21 protein-coding genes and 1 CRISPR repeat array are annotated in these 24,566 nt (G+C 35.7%); of the genes, 5 read left to right on the top strand and 16 right to left on the bottom strand.

Annotated features, from left to right (window positions below; genetic code table 11):
* Positions 1 to 68: 68 nt before the first annotated feature.
* Positions 69 to 632: direct repeats of the CRISPR family, unit length 36 nt; unit sequence GTTCTAATCATCATCAATTTAACAACCATCTAAAAC.
* A 32-nt stretch (positions 633 to 664) separates the two neighbouring features.
* The 4 genes from csn2 to cas9 form a co-directional block, all read right to left on the bottom strand.
* Positions 665 to 1,333, bottom strand: a complete 669-nt coding sequence (csn2, locus tag JF73_RS01665) for a type II-A CRISPR-associated protein Csn2 (RefSeq protein ID WP_046326729.1) — start codon at positions 1,331 to 1,333, stop codon at positions 665 to 667.
* Positions 1,330 to 1,635: a CRISPR-associated endonuclease Cas2 gene (cas2, locus tag JF73_RS01660; protein ID WP_045927545.1), complete on the bottom strand. Its 306-nt coding sequence runs from the start codon at positions 1,633 to 1,635 to the stop codon at positions 1,330 to 1,332. The genes csn2 and cas2 overlap by 4 nt, the downstream gene beginning before the upstream one ends.
* Positions 1,613 to 2,524, bottom strand: coding sequence for a type II CRISPR-associated endonuclease Cas1 (gene cas1, locus JF73_RS01655; protein WP_046326728.1), 912 nt, complete (start codon positions 2,522 to 2,524; stop codon positions 1,613 to 1,615). Before cas1 ends, cas2 begins: the two co-directional genes overlap by 23 nt.
* A gap of 250 nt (positions 2,525 to 2,774) precedes the next feature.
* Positions 2,775 to 6,977 carry a type II CRISPR RNA-guided endonuclease Cas9 gene (gene cas9, locus JF73_RS01650; RefSeq protein WP_046326727.1) on the bottom strand — a complete coding sequence of 1,401 codons (4,203 nt, stop codon included), beginning with the start codon at positions 6,975 to 6,977 and terminating at the stop codon, positions 2,775 to 2,777.
* Between the two features lie 268 nt (positions 6,978 to 7,245).
* On the opposite strand from cas9, the gene JF73_RS01645 reads away from it, so the two are divergent.
* The gene (locus JF73_RS01645) at positions 7,246 to 8,187 is read left to right on the top strand and encodes an aldo/keto reductase (protein ID WP_046326726.1); all 942 of its coding nucleotides are present in this window, start codon (positions 7,246 to 7,248) and stop codon (positions 8,185 to 8,187) included.
* Between the two features lie 154 nt (positions 8,188 to 8,341).
* On the opposite strand, the gene rpoN is transcribed toward JF73_RS01645, so the two are convergent.
* The 7 genes from rpoN to JF73_RS01610 form a co-directional block, all read right to left on the bottom strand.
* Complete coding sequence (rpoN, locus tag JF73_RS01640) at positions 8,342 to 9,607, bottom strand: RNA polymerase factor sigma-54 (RefSeq protein WP_046326725.1); 1,266 nt, start codon at positions 9,605 to 9,607, stop codon at positions 8,342 to 8,344.
* A 21-nt stretch (positions 9,608 to 9,628) separates the two neighbouring features.
* Positions 9,629 to 10,333 carry an MgtC/SapB family protein gene (locus JF73_RS01635; RefSeq protein WP_046326724.1) on the bottom strand — a complete coding sequence of 235 codons (705 nt, stop codon included), beginning with the start codon at positions 10,331 to 10,333 and terminating at the stop codon, positions 9,629 to 9,631.
* Positions 10,334 to 11,161 (bottom strand): PTS system mannose/fructose/sorbose family transporter subunit IID, encoded by an 828-nt coding sequence (locus tag JF73_RS01630; RefSeq protein ID WP_038521258.1) that lies wholly within the window; start codon positions 11,159 to 11,161, stop codon positions 10,334 to 10,336.
* Positions 11,158 to 11,997 carry a PTS mannose/fructose/sorbose/N-acetylgalactosamine transporter subunit IIC gene (locus tag JF73_RS01625; RefSeq protein ID WP_038521255.1) on the bottom strand — a complete coding sequence of 280 codons (840 nt, stop codon included), beginning with the start codon at positions 11,995 to 11,997 and terminating at the stop codon, positions 11,158 to 11,160. Before JF73_RS01625 ends, JF73_RS01630 begins: the two co-directional genes overlap by 4 nt.
* 26 nt (positions 11,998 to 12,023) lie before the next feature.
* Positions 12,024 to 12,515, bottom strand: coding sequence for a PTS sugar transporter subunit IIB (locus JF73_RS01620; protein ID WP_046326723.1), 492 nt, complete (start codon positions 12,513 to 12,515; stop codon positions 12,024 to 12,026).
* 11 nt (positions 12,516 to 12,526) lie between these two features.
* Positions 12,527 to 12,940, bottom strand: coding sequence for a PTS sugar transporter subunit IIA (locus JF73_RS01615; protein ID WP_046326722.1), 414 nt, complete (start codon positions 12,938 to 12,940; stop codon positions 12,527 to 12,529).
* A gap of 139 nt (positions 12,941 to 13,079) precedes the next feature.
* On the bottom strand, positions 13,080 to 15,641 hold the full coding sequence (locus JF73_RS01610) for a sigma 54-interacting transcriptional regulator (RefSeq protein ID WP_046326721.1): 2,562 nt from the start codon (positions 15,639 to 15,641) through the stop codon (positions 13,080 to 13,082).
* Positions 15,642 to 16,244: 603 nt separating this feature from the next.
* Between JF73_RS01610 and JF73_RS01605 the strand changes: the two genes are divergently transcribed.
* The 4 genes from JF73_RS01605 (at position 16,245) to JF73_RS01590 (ending at position 20,292) form a co-directional block, all read left to right on the top strand.
* Entirely contained in the window at positions 16,245 to 17,171 is a 927-nt protein-coding gene (locus JF73_RS01605; RefSeq protein WP_371212566.1) for an ABC transporter substrate binding protein, read from the top strand.
* A 426-nt stretch (positions 17,172 to 17,597) separates the two neighbouring features.
* A complete protein-coding gene (locus tag JF73_RS01600; RefSeq protein ID WP_370448306.1) occupies positions 17,598 to 18,566 on the top strand; it encodes an ABC transporter substrate-binding protein in 969 nt (322 codons plus the stop codon).
* Positions 18,567 to 18,593: 27 nt separating this feature from the next.
* Entirely contained in the window at positions 18,594 to 19,511 is a 918-nt protein-coding gene (locus tag JF73_RS01595) for an ABC transporter permease (RefSeq protein WP_046326719.1), read from the top strand.
* Positions 19,489 to 20,292: an ABC transporter ATP-binding protein gene (locus JF73_RS01590; RefSeq protein ID WP_046326718.1), complete on the top strand. Its 804-nt coding sequence runs from the start codon at positions 19,489 to 19,491 to the stop codon at positions 20,290 to 20,292. The genes JF73_RS01595 and JF73_RS01590 overlap by 23 nt, the downstream gene beginning before the upstream one ends.
* A gap of 54 nt (positions 20,293 to 20,346) precedes the next feature.
* On the opposite strand, the gene JF73_RS01585 is transcribed toward JF73_RS01590, so the two are convergent.
* The 5 genes from JF73_RS01585 to JF73_RS01570 form a co-directional block, all read right to left on the bottom strand.
* Positions 20,347 to 20,847 carry a TetR/AcrR family transcriptional regulator gene (locus tag JF73_RS01585; RefSeq protein ID WP_046326717.1) on the bottom strand — a complete coding sequence of 167 codons (501 nt, stop codon included), beginning with the start codon at positions 20,845 to 20,847 and terminating at the stop codon, positions 20,347 to 20,349.
* 32 nt (positions 20,848 to 20,879) lie between these two features.
* Complete coding sequence (locus tag JF73_RS01580) at positions 20,880 to 22,238, bottom strand: DHA2 family efflux MFS transporter permease subunit (RefSeq protein ID WP_046326716.1); 1,359 nt, start codon at positions 22,236 to 22,238, stop codon at positions 20,880 to 20,882.
* A 33-nt stretch (positions 22,239 to 22,271) separates the two neighbouring features.
* Positions 22,272 to 22,574: a sugar phosphate isomerase family gene (locus tag JF73_RS09945; RefSeq protein WP_371212565.1), complete on the bottom strand. Its 303-nt coding sequence runs from the start codon at positions 22,572 to 22,574 to the stop codon at positions 22,272 to 22,274.
* 313 nt (positions 22,575 to 22,887) lie between these two features.
* Entirely contained in the window at positions 22,888 to 23,721 is an 834-nt protein-coding gene (locus JF73_RS01575) for a PTS system mannose/fructose/sorbose family transporter subunit IID (RefSeq protein ID WP_046326715.1), read from the bottom strand.
* Between the two features lie 15 nt (positions 23,722 to 23,736).
* Positions 23,737 to 24,543 (bottom strand): PTS mannose/fructose/sorbose transporter subunit IIC, encoded by an 807-nt coding sequence (locus JF73_RS01570; RefSeq protein WP_071196424.1) that lies wholly within the window; start codon positions 24,541 to 24,543, stop codon positions 23,737 to 23,739.
* Positions 24,544 to 24,566 lie beyond the last annotated feature (23 nt).

The raw sequence follows: 24,566 nt of genomic DNA, 5'->3' as shown, positions 1-24,566 counted from the left end.
GATATTAAACGAGTATTGATCTAACAACCATCTAAAACTAAGGTCATCAACAGATAGCTTTTCAAACTGTTCTAATCATCATCAATTTAACAACCATCTAAAACATCGCACCAATGATATTTTTTAACGATAAAGTTCTAATCATCATCAATTTAACAACCATCTAAAACTATCAGTTTTTTCTTCATTATTAATATTACGTTCTAATCATCATCAATTTAACAACCATCTAAAACCTGTACCTGTGATATTAAAATAAGGTTGAAGTTCTAATCATCATCAATTTAACAACCATCTAAAACTAGTGCGCCATTATTAACTGATCAGTATCGGTTCTAATCATCATCAATTTAACAACCATCTAAAACTAATTTTATGAGGTACTGTTCAGCCTTAGTGTTCTAATCATCATCAATTTAACAACCATCTAAAACGCAATAAGCCTTACGAATATGTAAATGATTGTTCTAATCATCATCAATTTAACAACCATCTAAAACCAACCTAGATACCAAAATTTACCACTTAAAGTTCTAATCATCATCAATTTAACAACCATCTAAAACCCATATAATCGCGAAACGCATTAATACTTTGTTCTAATCATCATCAATTTAACAACCATCTAAAACCGATATTTTATCATCAAATTTTAATAATACCGTTAATACCAATCAACTAGATCCTTATCAATATAATAAAAAGGTATGTCTTTAGGTATCTGTAAATTTTTAGCATCAGTAAATTCGATTAAAATCACAATCAATTTCATTTGCGTAACAAGACTAGCTAATTCTTGCCACTCCCGTTCTTCTATGTAATGATCTACATTACAAATAACGGGGATCGTCCTCAAATTACAAACTTGGTGAATTCTTAAAACTGTTTCTATTATACCATACGGACTATTTAAAATAGTTTTGTCCAAATGAACATCAGTTAGTTTAAGTAACTTTTTCAGGTCTTCATCAAAAGTAATTTCTAAAGGTAAGTCTTCAAGTAATAACGTATCATGCAAAGTAGTTTCTAAATTATAAAAAGATTTAATAACCTTATTGCGATTCTCCTCATCCAAGTTTGTAATATAACTACTTACAATATGTGTCATATACTTTTTAGTAATATCGCCACTAAGTAGCGGATCGCCTATAAAATCAAAGGTTTCAGAAATATTTAGTGCATCATAATTATCATCTGAGCAAAGTAAGAGTTGATTTTGCCCCTGAAAGCCTTGAATCAAGTCACGGTATGCGATTGGACTTCCTGTAGCAATGATTTTTACGCCAAATTTTTTTAGAACCCATTTTTTATGAGTTAAATAAGACAAATTCATAAAATTACCGTCCTATCTGATGTATTACGCACATCGTCAATTGGCTTACCGACTAAAAAATGCATGTCATTATATTGCTTTTCAGTAACCATTAATGACTGTACTAATCCCCCGCGAGGCAAAAATTTTCTAATACGATTTTCCAAAAATTTAGCTGTTTGTCTAGTAACACACACCCTCACATATACTGAAAACTGAACCATCAGAAAACCTTCATTAATCAACTTTTTATGAAATTGGCGATATTCTTTTCGTTCTTCAGCCGTTTCTGTTGGTAAATCAAACATTATCATTAAGCGCATTATTCGGTACCTCATTAGTCAAACTCATCTCCATTTCTGGCAATTCTTTCCTTTCTCCACTCAGAAACTTTAAACATTCCCTCGTATAAACCGTAATAGCATTTGTTAAAAGAGTACTTTTACCATTAAACTTTATTTCTAAACTTAAAAGTTCAACTAAACCATACTTAATATCTGGAGTTAGTTCTTTAATTCTTTCATGAGCCTTAACCCAATAATCAACAAATGGTCTAAATGGTTCCATTAGATCCGAAGCTAAATTAAACTGGTTTTCTTGCGAACAGTGGTGAATACCAAAATATGTCAGATAGCCATTCATTACAATTTCACGGTTAAAACTAGAAAGCAAAATAGCATAGCCATAATCTAATGCTGCATTGACCGCACTAGTATCACGTCTAACAAAATTTTTATCGAATAAAAGCATAAAGTATTTACGCGCTGCAATTGCCTCGCGATTACTTTCATCATTAATTTCCAACTGATCCAGTTCATTTTGAACATCATCTTTAGCCAAATGATAATTTTCTAAAACTGCAATCTGATTTTTGATCTTTTGACTAACTATCTTTGTCCACAATACTTCTTTTAAATGTTCATCCCAATCAAACTGCTTTTTTAGCTTAGCCATATTTCTCGCTCCAGGATAATAAACAGCCGTTTCAACTACCGGATTGTCCTTTTCATCAACAAATATAACTTTGGTTTGATTCTGCGCCAACTTACTAATAAGTGCACTAGTTATCACTGCCTGTGTAGTTGAAACAAGCAATAAATTAATATCCTCAATTGGAATTTGATTTATCCCATCACGAGTTTGAACAATCATCATTTGCATTGAATATGTTAATTTTGCATGCTGCGTGATGATTACTGATCTCCATCCCATAATTCCTCCTTGTTTTTTTTTGAAAAAATGTTAAGCTATAGGTGTTGGTTAGCTACCAACTTCTAATCATTATTGATTTAACAACCAGATTTAAAATCAAACGATGTACTCTTGTACAAGTTTCAACGCGATATTTATTATCGTCACGCCTCAGGCTCTAATTATTTCTGTATATTAGGTTCCATAGCAGAGGCTTTTTTTATACACAAAAATAGAGAGCGATTAATCTAGCTCTCTTTTTTGTATGCACTTATAAATTAGTTAGCTTAACGCGTTTTTCAAATAATCCGGTAGGTGACTGGAAAACCAATTTAGCATTAGGAGACAAAGTTATCCCGCTTGATGACTGCATCAACCCAAATGGGGTCTTAATTCCTATGTTTTTCAAATTAGGAGTAACTAAATTATCATGCAAACCATTTAAAACATTTTTTAATGTATATTTCTTTTCACTGGTTTTTAGTGCAGCAAACTTTGCTCTGCCGTCATGTAGCCCTTGTCTAAAACCATTAATATCAAAGAGCGGTAAGTATTGATCAACTTTTTCAAGAATTTCATCATAGGCATTCAGGAGAAGCTGATCTTTATCAGCATTTTTTTGATCCATATCATCAGTATTATCAGTTACAACTTTCATCGTTTCCTGAGACAAAGTTAGTTGTTTAGCGTTAGCTCTATATTGTGCTGAATACAACATAAACTTGCTGTCGCCGTCTATAACAACCTGCTTAAAATGAACATGATCTTTAACTACTGTAAAACCTTTTATGCCAGCTTTACTTTTACCATTTTTATTGAACATTATTAGCGGTTCAAGCACTTTATTCAGCTCTTGGTCGTAATTACCTTCCTTTTGAGCCTTCTTTAGACTAGCTAAAGCCCGCATTGGAACCCCAACTACCTTATAAAGTGTTTCTTTTGTTTTTTCAATTTTGACAATTACCATATACGCATCCGTATTGCCGCTATAGCCACCGTAAATAGCCGGATCTAGATCTTTACCTTTGGGTATCAATTTTCTAGTCTTTTTGCGATCCCGTTCTCCACGCGGGTAAATTGTCATATTAAACATGTTGCTGTTTTCAGTTGTAGTTTCGCGAGACACCAACATATACTTATAATTATAGGCTTGAATCAATCTGTTAAAAATGTCACGCTGTTTATGAAAGACCACATGCTTAGTATGATTTACCATAACTTCATCACCAGTACTGTCATCTAGCAACGGCAACAAGAAATTTTTAAGGCCATAATATTTAACGGCTTTTTTTTGTTTATCCGTATCTTGACTAAATTTTTTAAATTGTCCATAAACGAAAAACGGTCGAAAATTAGGGTATACCTGGTAAAGGAAATTGTCACAAATTGCTGTTAAATAAGCATCAATTGCATGATGATAATCATTAGCTTCTCTACTCTTGTATAGTTTTAGTTCCTTACGCAAAGCGGTGTTATAACCTGCCTTGACTGTGATAATTTCTGTATCTGGAAATTTATCTTGTAGAATAATTGAAACCAATTTAATAATTTGACTGGTTTCGACCAATTGCCTGTTTATAAAACCTTTTTTCTGCTTATCTTTCACTAAATCTGGATCAAATAACAAATTATTCAATTTACGCTGGCTAATTAGTCCAGCTTTTTGCCACGTCTTCCACATTTCACTAATTGATTGATTTAACCCAAAAGCAGGTTTTGGAGCAAAAAGATGGGAAGCATATTTTTTACCTTTTTTCTGATTTATTTCGATTTCAGTCAGTACTCTGTTATCTAGTGAATCATCTGTAATAAATGATTGGGGTAAGATGTGATCAATTTGATATTTTTTAGGGATATCATCAATATCAATTTTTTTGCCTGTATAAGCATCCCTACCCCCCTGAATAAAGTACAAGAAATACTCATCTTTAAGTAAATTACGGTTGGTCATATTTTCTCTAAGACTGTCTGTCAGACTTTGATCTACCAATTTTTTGGCAGTATCTTCGTAAACTTGCAAAAGTTTAGTACCCCGAATATTCGATAGATGTGGATTCCACTTTGGCTCTCTTGTAAATTCAATGGCAAATTGGGCAGGCTTTTTACCACCAGCTGCTTTAACTACATCATCAACCACTTTAATAACCTGTCTAATGGCCTTTTTATTAGCAGGAGAAGTAAAGGAATCATCAAGAATTTTTTCAATGCCTTTTTCTTCTGTTGCTTGATGGTTTTCTTTAACGATTGCTTTTTTCAATTCCGGTTCATTCACAATTTGCATAAAATTCTTTTGCGTAGTCCAGAGCTGATATATAATATTTTCCCCACCTTTACCTTTCAGCTCTACCAGCAATTTGCGAGACAACCTGCCCCAACCTTGTAAACGCCAGTTTGCAATTGCTTTAAATTGTGCGGGTGTTAACCATTTAATTTCTTTATGTAATTTTTCTTGATAAATCTCTGCATCTTCAAAAATAGATGAATATTCTATTATTTTTTCAAAATCTGCTTGATATTGTGGATCATCTAACTGCTTATCAAACACTTTCGTACTCTTAAGGTGATAGTAGCTTGACAAACTAGAGTTAAATTTAGTGGGATCAGCCAAACCATCTATCTCAGCCGTTTTCATACCGGTATTTTGTAAAATAAATTCCTTAAACGCCTTCTTTGTTACCTTATTTTTCTGTTTGAACAGTTCGTTAAATACTTTTTGCTTAAACTTTGGTTCAAGCCGTTTACCGTTAACTCTAATATTGTTCAACTCATTTAAGACTTCGAATTTTTGGTAAAGCAGACTGCGTGCAGGCAATACATCTTCTCCAATCAGATAGGTATCTTTGACGGTCATGCGCTTAATAAATCTATTTGCTGAGGTTTCACGATCTACTTTTTGGGCAAAATTCCAAGGGGTAATTGCACCGTTATCATCTTTACGTTTCATCCACGCAAACTTAAACATTTCATGGTTTTTATTTTGTTGCTCATCTTTTCTTTTATCATCTGGACTAATCAAAGGTCCTACATAATAAGGAACGCGAAATCTAACCAGTTCATCTAACTTGTAGGGTGCTTGCTTGCGATGTTCTTTTACCGGATTTTCCTCTGCCAAAAATGGATAATACTTGCTCTGGTTAGCAATAATTTGATCCAATTCAATTTGGTGCAATTGATAGGGGATATAGCCGTTTTTATTAACCCGCTGCTTGGGCATGAACTTCCCTTCGTCAATTTTCTGCAAAATTTTCTGAGCTAGTTGGGAATCATCCAAATTTTCCTTAACTATTTTATAAAACTCGTCTTGCGTTAATGCTTTATCCTGTTTAAACTCTTTCTTTGCTTCCAGCAAGCGACCATGACGATTATTGACATACAAGTCATAAGCTAAAAGCAGCTTCCTTACCTGACTATGATCAGATAAAGTTGCAATATACTGCTTTAATAAATCATAGTCTTCTCCATGATCTTTATATTTACATTTCATGGACTGTGACAGAGTCATATTCTCATAGACTATTTGGCTTAAAGCAATCGAACCAAATAATTTTTTGATCTCAGCCACAATGTATTGATCATTGTCGTCAAATTCTGGCAGCAAGTTTTCAAGCTTGTCATCGGCATCCCCGTCAGAAAGTTTAAATTCCCAATCAGCTTTGTCATTTTTATCAATGTCTTTACCTAAAATAGTTTCAAACTGTGTCTTATAACCAATAATGGCATTAGCTATCTGCCTAGTAACATTTTTCTCGTATTTATTAGTGGAGCTTTGCAATAACTTGGTAATTTTTTTGGCTTTATCTAACTGTTTAGTCGTTTTGTCTTTATCTTTGCCACGAATTACAGCTTCTATTGCAGCAGCATTATTCTCGTTTAATTCAATAAAATTTTGCTCTTCGCCATATTTGTCCGCATAGGCTTGGTTAACATTAGTCAAAAAGGAAGCCACGTCAATTTTTGAGGCGACAAAACTATTTACGGGTGTGTCTTGCAAAAAATTGCCGCGATATTTAACAATGTGATGGATAGCTAAAAATATTTCACGCAAATCAAATTGACGGTCTTCCCTCATTAGTGCGTCACGCAAATGATAAATAGTTGGATAATCGTGATAAAATTCATGATCTTCCTTAGCTGTCGGAAAAACAATGGCGTGGTATTTTTTCCTGTCCTTATCTAATGGCGACACCCAAGATTGATGTAAACGCACAAAAAAGGCTGGATCTACCTTGGCCATTGGTTCCGCAAAAAATTCCTCTAATAGCCTTAAACGCCACTTTCTGCGTTTAAGGCGCCTTCTAGTAGTCCTAAAACTACGCCGGTCTGCAGCAGAATGCCCTTCTTCAAATAAATGTGAACCAATGGCACGCTTGCCTCTTAGTCTTAACAACCTATTTTTCTTATCCATTACAGCCCAACCACAAGAGTTGGTCCCAATATCAAGTCCTAAAATATAATCTTCAGTAATAGTTTTCATAGTTTTTTCCTTTTTACATCATTTATTACTATAAGAATACCCCAAACAAAAGCTTAATTCACTAAAATTGTCAAATACTATAATTAATATTTTTATATTTTTCAGCAAAATTATTTTTTAGTTTTATTTTAAACAAATTTTTGGCGTAAATCGCAAATAAAATATAGGCAAAAGAAAAGTCCAGTTGCCAACTTAAATATGAATTAAAACTCAGTTATTTTAAATTTTTTACGCTAAGAAAGCGTATACTAAGAAAAGGAGGTACATTATGAGACAAATAAAAATTGGCAATACAAACTTTACTACTTCAGCAATAGCTCTAGGAATTATGCGCATGAATAAATTGAGCGTTGATGATGCAGCAGTCACATTAGAAACTGCCCATCAAGCAGGAATTAACTATATTGATTCGGCAGACATTTATGGTCATGGCAAATCTGAAGAAGTTTTTGGTGCAGCATTCCAAAAGTCATCATTAAGCAGAGAAGATTTTTATATTCAGTCTAAAACTGGCATTTATGAAAATCCTAAATTAGATTACAAGACGACAAGATACGATTTTTCTAAAAAGTACTTGATTAAAGCAGTCGACGGCATTCTTTCCCGCATGAAAATTGATTATTTGGACAGTCTGCTACTCCACAGACCTGATGCCTTAATGGATCCTGCAGAAATTGCTGCTGCTTTTGATGAATTACAAAGAGACGGCAAAGTAAGACACTTTGGTGTATCAAACTTTAACCCGATGCAAGTAGACTTATTGCAAAGTGGAGTCAGTCAAAGACTGTTAATTAACCAGTTGCAACTTAGCGTCATGCACACCGGTCCAATCGATTTCAACATTCACACCAATATGACAGATGAGCGCAGCATTGATCATGACCGCGGCGTGCTAGATTATTCACGTTTACACAACATGACTGTTCAGGCATGGTCACCTTTCCAGTATGGTCAAATCGAAGGCAACTTTATTGGCAACCCGAAGTTTCCGGAAGTTAACGAAGCTTTGCAAAAAGTAGCTGATCAAAAAGGTGTTTCGAAAAATGCGGTAGCCGCTGCCTGGATTTTACGCCACCCGGCAAATACCCAAGTTATTATCGGAACAATGACGCCAGCCCATATTATTGACAGCGCCAAGGGGGCGGATATCTCCCTTACAGCTCAAGAATGGTATGACATTTATTTAGCTGCTGGTAATGATTTGCCATAAACACTTTTAGCTAAAACAAAGAGTCTGGGAAAAAGTGCTCTTTGAAGTTAAATTAAAAAATTTCACAATTTAAAAAGGCCGACAAATCAACGTTTTATTGACGTTATTTGTCAGCCTTTTTGTTAGGTTAGAGTTTTTCCCCAGACCCTTTTATTTATTTTGCTCTTCTGGCATAACTGTTGGGTATCTTGAGCTTGTTACGGTACTTCGCTATGACGCGCCTACTTAAAAAGACATCATGTTTAGCAAAAATTTCCACTAACTGCTGGTCACTAAGTGGCGCACGGGTATTCTCTTTTCTAATAATTTTGCACAAGTCATATTCTACGCGGGCTTGTGATAAATCGGTAGTGACTTCCCGCGGAAATAGCATTTTAAAACTAAAAATTTTATTTTGACACTGGATGTATTTATCCTTGATAGCCCTGCTAATCGTACTTGGTGCTAGGTTCAACGCCTGTGCGGTTTCTTTTAAGCCCAGCGGTTTTAATTCTTTTTTGTGCATTGTTGTCAAAAATTCATACTGAAACTGACCAACAAATTCACCCAGCCGCATAATAGTCTTCTGCCGTTCCGCAATTGCATTCTTCATTTCCTCATAACGCTGTTTTTGCTGGGAAAAATATTTATTTTCATCTGCCTGCTCTTTTAATTCATTAAAGGCTTGCTCATCAAAAACCATTTCCGGTATCTGACTTTGTAAATTCTCAATCATTAAGTGTCCGTCATTTACTTTATAAATAAGGTCAGGAAGTAAATACTGCGTATTTTCCCCCGTCACATAATCACTTGCCGGAGTAGGATCTAAAGTCTGAATACTAGCTAATGCCGCAGTTAATTCCGTCTCTGAAAATACAGAATTATGCCATTGATCTGGATCAGCTAATATTTCTAACTGTTTATTGAGCAAAATTTCAAGGGCAACAGGATTAAAGTGAGGTTTGTGCAGCGCTTGAAGCAAGAGACATTCATTTAGGTCGGCAGCGCCAATGCCGCATGGATCAAGACTTTGAAGCAATTTCTTCGCTCTAGTTAAGTTTTCAAGCGAAAACTCACTACGCTCAATAATTTTAGTCAAGCTCACCCTTAAATAACCATCTTCATCCAAATGATAGATCAACATTTTGACCGCACGTTTTTCCCAGTCATGCCAATCACTCAAATCAACCTGCATCAGCAAATGGTCCACTAGATTTTCTCCCTCAGGTGCACGTAACCATTCCAGATTTTGCATCGCGTCACCTTGCGGTTCACGTAAAAAAACAAAGGGATCGCTGGCACTTAATTCTTTCATCGCCTTAATTAAATCATGGGTGCTATATGAAAGAACCGTCAGATTCTGCCTTAACTTGGGCGACAAAAAAAGCCGTGACACTAACTGCTCTTTTGGTTTCAATACCATTTTTTGCAATCGTGTCATCGGCTTTTCTCCTTAATGAACCTAAATACTTACTAATTGAATTTCCATGACATTCTTATTCATAGACAGATCTTCAATTATATTTGCATAATCAATAGAACGTGGGGTTTCTATATCATATATATTAACATAGGTTATATCATTTAAGTTTTGCGTGACTTTAAAATTTACGTTGACAACAGTAATATTATGTTTCTTAAAATAATCGTTGATAAATTCTTTTGTTTCTACTTTGTGCTTATATTTTATCTCCAGCTTTTTCATTGGATGAATGTGGATCAATCTTTTTGAAAAAACCAAAACTATAATTACTGCTATTGCTCCTACTACTCCAATTGCATAATCACCCATACCTAAAGCCAATCCTATTCCAGCAACTGCCCATAAACTGGCCGCGGTAGTCAGTCCTAAGATCGTCCGGTGCTGAACCAAAATAGTTCCTGCTCCCAAAAATCCTATTCCCGAAACAACCTGCGCAATTAAACGGGCTTCATCTGCCCTGACAACACCTGCCATTTTAGGCTGTGCGTTTGCTATCTGCAGAGCATCAAAACCAATCTTTTTTTGAATTAAAGCGATTATACAAGCACCAACACAAACTAAAACGTGGGTTTTTATTCCTGCTGGCCTATTTTTATGTTCTCGATCAAAACCAATAACACTTGCAATTACGATAGATAAAGCTAATCTAGCAATAATTTCCGGCAGTGTCACGGCTATATCCAATTAAACCACTCCAATTAATCCTAAAATAATTGCTAAAACAAGTACTCCTAATAAAATCCAGTTAACATTAACCTTTTTAGATAAAAGCCAGTAGCAGCCAAGAGTAACCAGTAAAGGTACTAATCCTTTCCACAATTGGTCAAGGTATGTCTGAATTAAAATTGGCTTGCCGCCAGTAATCGGAATACTTAACTTAGACTTAAATTGCACCATTGTCGCCGTCATACAGCCGATCATCATTAATCCTAAAGTTGAAGCAGCCTTATTCAGTAACTTCATACTGCCACTTTCATACATATTTTGAATAAAAGTGTCACCCAAAGTGAAGCCCATGTAAGTTAAGTAATACCTCGTTAAAATTGACGGTACATTATAAATTATTAAGAAAAGAAGTGGTCCCAAGATAGAGCCCTGACTGGCCAGACTAATACCAACACCGGCAGCGATAACTCTCAATACTCCCCAGAAAATTGAATCGCCGATACCAGATAATGGCCCCATTAAGGAAGTTTTGATCGCAACCGTGGTTTCAGGGTCAAAATTAGGGTCTTGGGCAGTCTTTTTCTCCATTGAAGCAACTAGTCCCATTACAAAAGTACCCACATTTTGCGTAATATTGTACCAAGTTGTATGGCGCATCATTGCTTTACGGTGACCCTCTTTGTCATTTTTATAGTATTCATCAAGAGCGGGCATGATTGAATACATGAAACCAGGGGCATGGGCTTTAGTTGCTCCTACCCGGCTGGCAAAAACTGTGAATGAACGCCAAAAAATTCGATTAATTATTTTCTTGTCTGTCGGTGATACATCTTTAGTTAATTTCATGAGAAAAAGTCCTCCTCTTCTTGTTCAGCAGCTGTTTCAGTACTCTTGGTCTGATTTTCATTATGTGGCATAGCTACCATTTCTTTTTGCTTATTTTCAATGTCCATGATTTGCTTATCACGGATCCATTGAATAACAACAATAATGATGCCGACTGCAGCCACAGCGACTGATGGCAAATTCATATATGCAGCTAAGATAAAACCTAAAAAGTAGTATGGTGAAAGTTGCTTACTCCATAACATTCTCATCAAGATAGCAAAACCAACAGCAGGAAGCAATCCACCAGTTGCTGCCAAACCAGCCATTAAGTTGGCAGGAATTTTCGCAACTAATTGTTGCACCGGACGAGCACCGGCTAAAACTGCGAAGAATGTAACTAATGAAAAGATAAAATAATTCAAAAACCACATCCCAAAATGAAGTCTGGTTAAGCCCTTAGAATTATCATCACTAGCTACTTTATCAACCAGCGGCGCAAAAATATTCATCACTACGTTCTTCATAAACATTAAGATAAATGCCGCAAAAACTCCGATGGGCACAGCTAAAGCCAAGGCTGCTTTCGTGTTAACCCCTAAAGTAATTGCAAAAGTAGTTGCCAATACTGTAGCAGTAACAGGCTCAGCCGAGAGCGCACCACCAATATCAACGGCGCCCATGAAAATAGCTTCAAGAGATGCTCCGATTAAGATACCGGTTCTCATATCTCCCATAATTAAGCCCATAATTGTACCAACCACTAATGGTCGCTCAATCATTGTTTGACCCCAGAGCCAGTTTCCGCCTAAGCAGATAAAAACACAGAGGGCTGCCAGAAAGGCTGTTTGTAACATAATTTACCTCCTTCAAAGTTAAGTCATTATTTGTTTTTCAATAAGGTTTTAATTGGTGTCTTGGCGTTACTTGGCACCACTTGGTTAAAGACAGGAATATCTAAACTAGCCAGTTCTTTTAAAGACTTCAATTCATCTTGCGACAGCATTAAGGTTGAAGAAAGCTGAACCGCATCATTGGCATCTTTGGCAAAGCGACCAACGTTAGCAACGTTTATTCCTTCAATATCCTTAACGTTTTGGGCAATTTTCAGTGCATCTTTAACGCTATTGGTCAGAGCAAAAATTCTCATATTGGCGCCCTTAGGATTGTTAAAAACTTTAATAGCATCATCAACTGTTCTAATTAGCAGTTTTTTACCCGTTGGCGTTGCCATTTTTAGCGTCATCTGGACCATTTGATTATTAGCGGCATTATCGTTAGCTACAATAATTCCTGGTGTATTCAGTTCTTTGGTCCAAACTAATGCAACTTGACCGTGAATTAAACGGTCATCTACTCTAAGTTGTGCAATCATTTTATTTCTCCTTATCCAAAAAATTCATCTTCTTGAGTGCTCGACTCATCACCATCATTAAGTTGAAACAGTTCAACTTGGCTTTGATTAATTAAATCCTGCAAATGTTGTTTCGTAAGCTTTTCATTGTCTAAAAAGACTGCCAATACAACTGCAAGGTTGGTTTGAGTAACAATAAAAATGTCTTTTTCTTGGGCCGCCTTTAAAACAACCTTCTGATTTACACTACCTCCCTTTAAATCAGTAAAAATGACGGCTGGACGTTTAGCGTTTTGAATAAAATCCGTAATTTGCTTCGTATAATCAGATTTATCAACATACGCATCAATCACCTGAATCTTTTTTGCCATTCCCGTTAAAATATCAATGGAACTTTTTAAGCCGCTGGCAAAATGTCCGTGACTGGCAATTAATATGTCTGTCATCTTGTCACTCCTTTTCCTAAATCAATCATCACTAACTCTTTAGCAAAAGACGTGCCAAGTAATGTAAAGCCCGAAATGAAGGCAACAAAAAAAGAAGTGTTTAAAATCTAAATACTTCTTTTTGCATTATTAAACACTTTTAAATAAACTGTTTAAACAACTCGTACAACAATGACATTTCATAACTAGAAACCTTAATGTTGTATTTGATTTCAATAGGCTGAAAAATACTCTTGGTAATTTTAAAAAAGCCTTTTTCTTTGTCTGACTTGGGTTCAACTTCGACTTCAGTCGTGTTGTGCATCATTGAACGTTCAATCATCAGGGCAATGTGCATGTATAAGTTTAATTTAACCTTGCCATCTAACCTTAAATTATAAAAGTCCTCGTATTTTTTATTAATGGTTTCCACTTCACTTAAAACTACATCGGGATTTAAAAAACTTAAACGTTCAGAAATACCCTCTTTAGAAAAGAACCGCAGTAATTGGTTGTTGAAGTTCTCCATCTGCTTTGGGGTCAGATAAGGAGAAAGCCATTTTTTCAACTTATTTTCACCACTGGAATCCAGTATGTCATACAGATTCATGTGGTTAAATTTAACTTTTTCCGTTAAATCAATAGTAGTCAGCACAAATAAAGTTCGGTCAAAGTAGGACCATTTTTTGCCGGCAATTTTTTCTTTTAGTGAATTATAGCCTAAGGGGATCACCTTTATGCTGGCAGGTAAATAGTCCCGAATGATATCACTAATTTTCTCAGCTATACCCAACCCGGAAATACACGAGACTAAGATGTTCATTGACTGAGAAAAGCCTTCGTAATATTTGACACCAATGTCATAGTCTTTATCGGCCTTTTCTGCAATTTGTTTAAAAGGTAAATTCTGCTTCATTTTGAGTGCTAAATCTAAAGCAGTTAAAGTCGTCAAATTATTGACGACTAATAAATCACCATCTAATTGTGCACTGATTTGACTATAGAGTTGGCTCAGCGATCCCATATCAACCATTAATATGAAGCCATTAGTGGTATTAAAACTGCTGATCAACTTATTAGCTTCATTAATAATTGTCGCAATGTCGGCATCAATAGGCATATCAATCGCATCAAAAACATAATTGCCACATAGAGAATTTACCACAGCCTGAATGCTGGTTGCCGTGCTTTCTCCATGTGCCACCATTAATCCGCGCAGCTGAATATTTTCATCCACGTGATCACTTAAAAGTAATGCTAAAATTAACGCTAAACTGGTTTGACTTTCCTCATCAAGAACGGATAATTTTTCATAAAATTTACTGGCAACATGCAGCGATCTTGGTAAATGAGTAGTTATAACTTCTGTGAGCTTTTCTTTGTCGCAGTTGGGTTTAAAATGACGCTCATACAGAACATACATGACCGGTTCCAAATAGTCCGTTTTGTTCAAGCCGTACTGGTTGGTGATGATTTTTTTAAAAAGATAATTGTGTTGCACATGCAATCCTGATGCCAGCATCCCTTGCGTAATAAATTTATTAAGCGCCTGAATCTGTAAACGACAGGCATTTAAATTGGTATTGGTAAAATCCGTGCTGAGTTCTTGTAAAGCAGAAGTTATTTCTAATAGTTTCGCGGTTAAACTGATACGTGGTGTGTACCGGTTTTTTTCATTAGGATCAACTGTCAAGGCACCATAATCTTTAAAATGCGGCAAAGAAGCCAAATCCAAGTCTTTTAGTTTTAAGGTGATTGTTTCCGCACTACTGCTGTCATGATAGGCTGTGGCACAAGAAACTTTCACAATATTTTTCAAATAGCCGATATTACCAGTATGCTTTAGCTGTAAAAGTGCTGAAACTACCTTTTGATCAATTACAATCTTTTTATTTATCTTATGAGCTTCATGCAAAAACAGAGAATTAATTAGTTGCAGCCGTTCATCAATTGGACGCTCAATATAATCCGGTAATTTTATGCGGACGGGAATGCGTCTCAAAAATGTGGGCAACAAAACAGCTTCCGGCTTTTCGGTTGTTGCCATAATCAACCTGACATTTGCTTTACAAGCGTGAGCATTATCACCCATTTTGTAAAATTCGCCAGAATCAATAAAGCTAAAGAGTTTTTCCTGATTTTCACTACTGAGCCTGTGTACTTCATCTAAAAACAAATAGCCGCCATCCGCCTCTTTTAATAATCCCTCTTTATCCGTGTCTGCCCCGGTAAAAGCTCCTTGAACATAGCCAAAGAGCATACTGGACACAAGTTCAGGATTATTGGCATAATTGGCACAGTTTAAAACGATATACGGAGCCTTTTTGCCAATCACGCCTATTTCCTTAGAATACGAGTATAATTTACTGGCCAAAAAGCTTTTTCCTACGCCTGACTTACCGGTAATTAAGACGTTCAACCCAGCAGGTGGATAAGCTGCTGCCGCACTAATTTGTGCGATTGCCTTTTTAAGCGAGCCACTATTTCCAATCACGTTCTTAAAAGCTGCTTGATCAGAAAAATTGGCAGCAGAAATTTTAGCCCACCTAACTGGTCTTTGAGTAATTTTTTGTACTTTCTTGTCTTTAAGCAATTGATTTAAATAGTGACTAACTACTGATCTGGATAAATTTAGTTTCTCAGCTAGTTCGCTTGTCGCAATTGTCACGTTATCCGGTAATTCATCTATTTGCTTTAGCACTCTTTCTTTAGCTGCCTTCATGTTTATTTCCCCCATGTTTTTATTATCTGTATTATAACGATTAAAAAGAGCGCTTACTAATTAATTTTAACAGCAGGTCATAAAGTAAAATTGTTTTAACCATAGCTGAAGCTACTGTCAGAGAAGTGCTAAAAGATGCTTCTATAGCGGGTTTTGTAAAGCCAACTGCAAAATTTTACTACTTATATCAATAGAGCGTTTTTGTCCCAATATCCAACAAGATTTTATTTTTAAACTAAATAAAAGTAAAATTAATACTTGACTTTAATTTTTTATTTTTTTATAATGCGATTATCGAAGTTGGAGGTAAGTTTTAATGATTACTTTTAGTAAACAGCTAAATAATCGTTATTACCTTAGCTACTATAGATAAGCGTTTGGGTTCATCTAGATGAATTCAAACGAAACTCAAGTTTGAATTTATCTATGATGGCTAGGCTCTTTTAGTATGGTTAGCCACATAGCTTTCTAAGTGGCTAACCACATCCAATCATTTTGGTAATTTAATTCCTGTGTACCCGCTTAGAAGTAAGTGGGTATTTTTTATGGAGGCACAAGATGCATTTGAGAAAATTAGTTGCAGGAATTACAATTGTAGGATTAATGACGTTAGGCGGTTGCAGCAGTAAAAAAGCAGACAAATCCACCACTGAAGTTAAACATGTCGGTGTGTTGCAAGTAGTGCAGCACCCGTCATTAGACAAGGCATACAAAGGTTTTAAAAAAGGATTAAAAGAAGAAGGCTTCGTTGAAGGCAAAAATCTCAAAATTGATTACCAGAATGCGCAAAATAATCAAGATAATTTAAAGAGTATGAGTGAAAAACTAGTCAACGAAAAGTCCGATTTGATTTTAGGTATTGCAACACCAGCTGCTCAGAGTGTGGCTAATGCTACGCAAAAAATTCCTACTGTTGTTACCGCAGTTACTGATTTAAAAGCAGCCAAACTCGTTAATTCAGATGAGAAACCGGGCAGGAATATTACGGGAACAACAGATATGGTATCAATTAAACGCCAGATCAAACTGCTCCTGTCAATTGTTCCGAAGGCTAAAACTATCGGTATCATGTACAACGCTGGTGAATCAAACTCCAAAATTCAGGCTGACTTAGCAACAGCTGCATTGAAAAAGGCGGGAGTGAAAGTTTTAATTAAAACAGCAAATACGACTAACGATGTCCAACAAGTAACAGAAACTCTGGCTTCAAAAGTTGATGGCATTTTCGTTCCTACTGATAATACCTTTGATTCAGCAGCTTCAGTAGTTGGCAAAGTAGTTAAAGAAAAGAAAGTTCCTTTAGTAGCAAGTTCAGTTGACCAAGTTAGAACTGGTGGCTTGGCCTCAATTGGAATTGATTACGAATTACTAGGAGAACAAACTGGCAAAATGGCTGCCAAGATTTTATCTGGTAAGGCTAAACCAGCGAATATGCCAGTCGAAAAAGCACATGATATGAAATTAGTGGTAAACAAGAGCATGGCCAAGGCACTGGGAATTGATCCCAAGTCAATTAAAGCTCCTAAATAATTTTTTGTAAGACGTTTAAAAGACCGCACAGAAGCGGTCTTTTAATTTAAGGAAAAATATAATTAAACACAATTTTTAAAATAATACTTTATTATTTCTTGACATTTTCTTCTTTATTTTTTATAATCTTCTCATTAAGGTTGGAGGTTGATCTTAATGAAATATTATATTAAACACGTCTCACAACTGAATAATCGTTATTACTTTAGCTATTTTAGATAGGGTTTGGGTTCATCAAGATGAATTCAAACCAGATTCAAGTTTTGAATTTATCTATGATGGCTAGAGTCCTTTAGTTGCGGTTAGCCACATAGCTTTCTAAGTGGTTAATCACAAATGATTATTAATCAAAATAATAACTTGTACACCCACTTAGGAATAAGTGGGTGTTTTTATGTTACTGATAGTTAGATGGAGGAAAAGAAAATGCGGATCAAAAAATTAGTCATGGGAATAACTTTAGCCGGGTTATTGCTGCTAGGAGGTTGCAGCAGCAAAAAAACCGGCAGCACTTCCACTGTTAAACACGTGGGAATTTTGCAAGTGGTGCAGCACCCGTCTTTAGATGAAGCCAACAAAGGTTTTAAGGAAGGCTTAAAAGAAGAAGGTTACGTTGAAGGTAAAAATCTCAAGATTGATTACCAAAATGCCCAAAACAGTCAAGACAATTTAAAGAGTATGAGTGAAAAACTAGTTAATGAAAAATCAGATTTAATATTGGGTATTGCCACACCAGCAGCACAAAGTGTGGCCAACGCTACGCAGGATATCCCCATCGTGGTTACTGCTGTAACCGACCTAAAGGCGGCTAAACTGGTTAATTCAGATGCTAAGCCGGGGCGTAATGTTACTGGTACAACCGACATGGTTTCAATTGATAAGCAAATCAGGCTGCTCTTATCAATTGTGCCTAAAGCCAAAACAATCGGGATTATGTACAATGCTGGTGAAGCCAATTCAAAAATTCAAGCAGATTTAGCCATTAAGTCACTTAAAAAAGCTGGAGTTAAAGTGGTAGTTAAGACTGCTAATACCACTAACGATGTTCAACAAGTAACAGAAACTTTAGCTGGTAAAGTCCAAGGCATTTACGTACCAACAGACAACACATTTGCTTCTGCTTCTTCAATTATTGGTAAAGTAGTCAAAGAAAAGAAAATTCCTTTAGTTGCCGGTTCAACTGATCAAGTAAAAACTGGTGGTTTGGCTTCTATCGGAATTGATTATGAAGCTCTTGGTAAACAAACTGGCAAAATGGCTGCCAAAATTTTATCTGGTAAGGCAAAACCTAAAGATATGCCAGTTGAAAAAGCTACAGATCTAAAATTAGTTGTTAATAAAAAGATGGCTAAAGCCCTTGGCATTAACCCTAATTCGATTAAAGCACCTAAATAATTAGGAAAGGCAGCGTGAATAAAGAATATGTTGAATACATTTTGGGAGTTATTACTATCGTCTACTTCACAGGGACTACTCTGGTCGTTGATGGCAATTGGGGTCTACCTAACTTTTCGTATTTTAGACTTAGCCGATATGACAGCAGAAGGTAGTTTTCCCTTAGGAGGAGCCATTGCCACCATGTGCATAATTAAGGGAATTAATCCTATCTTAGCAACTGGCGCTGCATTTATTGGCGGCTTAATTGCCGGTTTGGTTACGGGCATTTTGAACACAAAATTGCGTATACCTTCTTTGTTAGCAGGAATTATCACTATGACTGGATTATATTCAATTACTTCCAGAGTAATGCAGAATGCTGCTAATGTTTCACTACTTGGCAAAGACACGGTTTTTACCATAGCGCAAAACTGGGGGTTAAGTCGTAATAATGCTGTGATCGCAATGGGACTGATAATAGCACTTTTAGTGATCTTCTTATTAGTCGTTTTCTTCAAAACAGAAATAGGCTTGGCTATGAGAGCCACTGGTGATAACCCTCAAATGAGTGCTGCCAACGGCATCAAAACTCAGGGAATGAAAATTTTAGGTTACATGATTTCTAACGGCTGCATTGCCCTATCCGGCGGACTGTTAGCACAAAATAACGGCTTTGCCGATTTAAACTCTGGTGTAGGTACTTTGGTTATTGGATTAGCTTCTATCATTATCGCAGAAGTACTTATCAGGAATCTGCCAATTGGCGGTCGTTTACTTACATTAGTTGTAGGCGCGATTATTTACCGCTTAATTTTAGCTCTGGTATTCCAAATGAACGTTGAACCGTCTGATGCCAAATTAGCTTCAGCCTTAGTTCTAGTGGTCTGTTTAACATTACCTAATTTCCATTTACCACACAATCTAAAAGGAGGAAAAAAAGATGCCGGAAGTACTAAAAATTAAAAACTTACATCAAACATTTGAGCGCGGAACCGTAAACGAAAATCGGGTACTGCGCGGAATTGATCTTAATTTAGAAGCAGGCGATTTTGTAACTATTATTGGTAGTAACGGTGCTGGAAAATCTACGCTGCTTAACAGCATTGCCGGAACGCTGCCAATTCAAGAAGGTCAAATAATTTTAAATGGCAACGACATTACCAAATTGCCTGTAACTAAACGTGCCCAAAATATCAGTCGCGTCTTCCAAGATCCTAAAATGGGGACTGCAGTAAGACTGACCGTCGAAGAAAATCTAGCCTTGGCAATGAAAAGAGGTCAACGGCGGGGCTTTCGTCCTGGAGTTAAAAAACAGGATAGAAAGTTTTTCAAAAAACAGCTTGCACAACTTAACTTAAATCTGGAAAATCGTTTGGAAACTGAAATTGGACTTCTTTCCGGTGGTCAAAGACAAGCAATTACACTCTTAATGGCTACTTTGCAAAGACCAGATTTGATTTTACTGGATGAGCATACTGCGGCTCTTGATCCACAAACTTCAATAACGGTCATGCAATTAACTGAAAAGTTGATTTCTGAACAGCATTTGACAGCATTTATGGTTACCCATAACATGGAAGATGCAATCCGCTATGGCAATCGTTTGATTATGTTGCACCAAGGGCGTGTTGCCATTGACTTAGCCGGGGAAGATAAGCAAAACTTAACTGTGCCTAAGTTAATGGAATTGTTCCAAAAGCACGTTGGTTCTGAACTTGAAGACGATGCTATTTTACTGGCTTAAAACAGAAAAACAATCTGCAATTCAGATTGTTTTTTATTTTTTCTTAGGTAGATCTTAATATTTATTACTATTATTCTGCAAACAATTTTGATGTGCATCAATTACTTTAACAACGTTATCTATTGGTTCTGAACAATTATTTTTTAGCCACTCGGTAATTATAGCCACTATACCATTGCGAAAAAATACTTCATCATAATGATTTTTTTCTTCATGACTATCTATAAACTTTTCAGCAATACCATTTTGTAAATTAAGTTTAAAAAATAAACGATATAAATCTTGGTTGTCTTTAACATGTTGTAATAATTTTGAAAAACATGGTTTTTTAGAATTCTTTTGCGTTAATGCGTATTCATCAACAAGATATTTTCTTAATTTGTCTGCCATATCATAAATATCTGTGTAATTATCATAAAAAGTTGACCTGTTAATTTGTGCCTTTTGACAAATTTCAGTGACTTTTAAATTTTCTAAGTTACTATTTTTTAAAAGTTCTACGACGGCATTTTGAATTTTTTTACGTGATACAGTGCGATTTCTTTTTTTATTCATAGAAATAATTATGACATATAAAAATCTTTTTGTTAAAGCTTTTTGAATTTATATATGCTAATAAATAATTGAACTAAAGCCAAAAATGACATCATACCGAATGTGAATTGAATTCCTATATAATTTGCCGTCACTTTGGTATCAATAAAGTGGGTTGCGCTAGTCATGGCTTCCATAAATAAAGAAGTTCCTATAGCACCGCTTAATGTTCTTAAACAAGTTAGAAGAGCTGTACCATTTGCTGCTTCATTTTTAGGCAAACTTTGCATTCCCCAAGTTACGATTGGCATCATCAAGCAGCCAACCCCTAATAAACGGAGAAGATAAAAAACTCCTAACAAAATTATTTCTTTTGGAGAATTGATAAATGTTACTCCCAAGCAACTAATTACTAATAACAAGCTTCCTGAAATTGTCAATTTAATTATTCCAAATCTGTCATAAAACATCCCTGTAAAAGGATTAATTATAGCCATAGCTAACGATCCGGGCAACATTATAAATGCTGAAATAAGGGCTGATTTTTTCATTACAGTTTGAATTAAAATAGGGTAAATAGTTGAACTACCCATCATTATTGCATAAAGAAGCATACTGATTAATACAGCCAAACGAAAATTTGAATTCTTAAAAATTCTTAGATTTAGTAATGGTTCATCATCTTGTAACTGTCTTTTACAAAAAATAATTATTAATACTGTTCCAATAACCATCAAGATTAAGCTTGTAAATAATCTAGTAGTAATATTGCTTAGTCCTATCAACATACTGCTCAAGCCACCAGTACTTAATAATAGAGAAAAGTAATCTAGATGATTTTTTGCAACTGGTGAAACATTTTCAACGCTAAAGATTGCTAAAATTATAATAAAAAGTGATATAGTTGCTGAAATAAAGAAAACACTACGCCAACCCCATATTTCAATAAGGAAGCCTGTTAAAGTTGGTGCTATCACAGGTGCTGCTCCTGATGCCAATCCCAATATCCCCATGACCATTCCCTGTTTATTAACCGGATAAAGAATCATAATTACTACTTGAGTTAATGGTAAAATAATGCCGCTACCCAAAGCTTGAAATATACGACCTATTAGTATAATAGGAAAATTGTTCCCCCAACAACAAAGTAATGTGCCGAAAGCAAATAATAGCATTGACGATAAAAATATTTGCCTAGTAGTAAAGTTTTTAATCAAATATGCTGATATAGGAATCATTACAGCCATAGCTAAACTAAAAGCGCTGGTTAACCACTGGGCAGTTAGTGCGGTCAATGATAACTCATGCATAATTTGTGGTAAGGCCGTTGTTAAAGAAGTTTGAAGAAACGATGTAACAATTGTTCCAGTCAAAAGAGTTCCAAAAATTAAATTAGCATTTTTTCCAGTCATGAATTTCTCTTCTTTCAATTTAAGTTGTTTTAATTATATTGATGTAGAAAAGATAAACAACCAACAATTTATATTGAAATGTTGGGAAAGTATAGATAGTAAATCAATTAAAGTATGCTTTGGGCTAGACTCAGATTCAACCTTATCAGTAACACCGTACTCCAGACTAAATCCTCTACATGACATAAAAGAAATGTCAAAAACATAATCACGTAAATTTCTGGCAGTAATCATACTACTGGAATACGTATCAATCATCCTCCCCCCAATTACATTAATTTTATTTTGTGTATGCAAATTTAAATAGATTGCAGTTTCTAAATTAGTAGTTGAAATGTTTAAGTCGAAAATTGCAATTTTCGGTTAAAAGCAAAAATCAGACAACAAAAAAGCCCAGGAATTTTATTTCCTGAGCATTAAGACAATTATCAATAAGCTAAACTTTGTAAAAAACATGACTAAAAATCTAATTAAGGTTTATCAACCCAAAGGCTCTTAGAATGCCTATACAAATGATAACAAAGCCCAAAATTATGTACAGCCAATCATAAACGCCCGTTCTTTTTTTAGTAATAAAACCTGTAATAAAAAGCAGAAAGCCGACTGCAAGAGTAATATAATTGTCTATACCCATTTTGGTCACCATTTTCTATTTTAAAACACCAATTCCGTATCCCAGTATTCCTACTCCAAACAGAATAAAGATTAGTATAATTGGACTCACTCTCTTTTTCAGTAAATACATCATCAACAGAGTTAATCCTAAAGAAAGTAAACCCGGACATAATTGATCGAGAATATTCTGCACAGTGGTAATGGTGGTTTTGCCATTAAGGGTAGTTTTTGAAACTACGAGTGGGACATTAATTGTCGTCCATTTGTTGACTAGCACTCCCATGATAAACAATCCCAGAACAGTTGCACCTTCAGTCAATTTCTTTAAAAAGTTTCCCGAAAGTTCTTGAACTAACGACATACCTTCATTCAAGCCAAGTTTTAAGCCGTACCATTTAATTCCTAAACGAACGATGTTAAAGACAACAAAAAATAGAACAGGTCCCAGCCAAGAGCCTTGTAATGCCAAAGTAGCGCCCAAAGCAGCTAATATAGGTCTTAATGTTCCCCACATCACCGGGTCGCCGACCCCACAAAGTGGACCCATTAAACCAACTTTCAAACTGTTAATAGTTCCAACGTCAATATCTTCTCCTTGGGCCTTAGCTTGTTCCAAAGCACTGGTCAAGCCTATAACAGGACCAGAAAATGCGGGTGTAACATTAAAGAATGTGTTGTGCCTTTTCAAAGCGGCAACTTGATCTTCTTTTTTCTTATATACCCTTCTAATTGTGGGAATCATGTCAACACAAAACGCTAAAGCATGAATTCTTTCGTAGTTATATGATGCCTGTTGAAAATTTTCAAAGATAAAAGTTTGAAAAATATCTTTTTTAGTTAATTGATTTTTGATTTTCTTCTCTACCATAATAAATCTCCAAATTTAGTCTTCCAATTCATCTTCGGCTAATTCAGTATCAGGATCTGCGGCTGCAGAATTCGCTGGGACTGTCTTTTGTGAAAATTGCGGGTCTAATTGAACGTAGATTAGTGCTAATATCAAACCCACTGCACCAAAGGCAAGTAAACTAAGCTTTAAATAACCGCTTAAAACAAAGCCCAAGTAAAAGAATGGCATTAAATACTTCACATACATCATGTTTAAAATCATCGCATAACCAACAGTTACGATAAAGCCGCCTGCGACAGCCAAACCACCGGTAACGACATCTGGTAAAGAATTCAAAGCATTTTGAACCATTGTCGGATTTACAAAGGCTGCAACTAGAGTAGTCGGAATTGACACTCTCAATGCTTGGAAGATCAAAGCAGAAAAGTGGAGCCATTCAATAGCTCTAAAGTTGGCCTTTTCAACTTCTCTGTCCGAAGCATGTTGAAAGAAGACAGTACACGTACGAACGATAACTGTTAATACTTGTCCAGCAGCAGCTACAGGAAGGGCTATAGCAATCCCTTTAGTAATGCTTTGATGACCAATAATTACTAGAATAGTGGAAACAGTGCTGGCTAAAGCCGAATCGGGTGATTGTGCTGCACCGACATTCATCCAACCTAAAGCAATGAGTTCCAGTGTCCCACCTAAAATAATGCCTTTAACAGGATCGCCTAAAATAAGACCCATCACGGAACATGCAATTAAAGGACGATGAGTTTGAAATTCGTCCAAAACACTTCCACAGCCTACAATAGATGACCACAAGAAAACTAAAATAATTTGAAATGTTGTCATATTTATTCTCCTATTTAATCAGA

It is taken from the genome of Lactobacillus helsingborgensis, from assembly GCF_000970855.1.
Lineage (GTDB): Bacteria > Bacillota > Bacilli > Lactobacillales > Lactobacillaceae > Lactobacillus > Lactobacillus helsingborgensis.
This window is presented reverse-complemented; position numbering and strand designations above follow the sequence as displayed.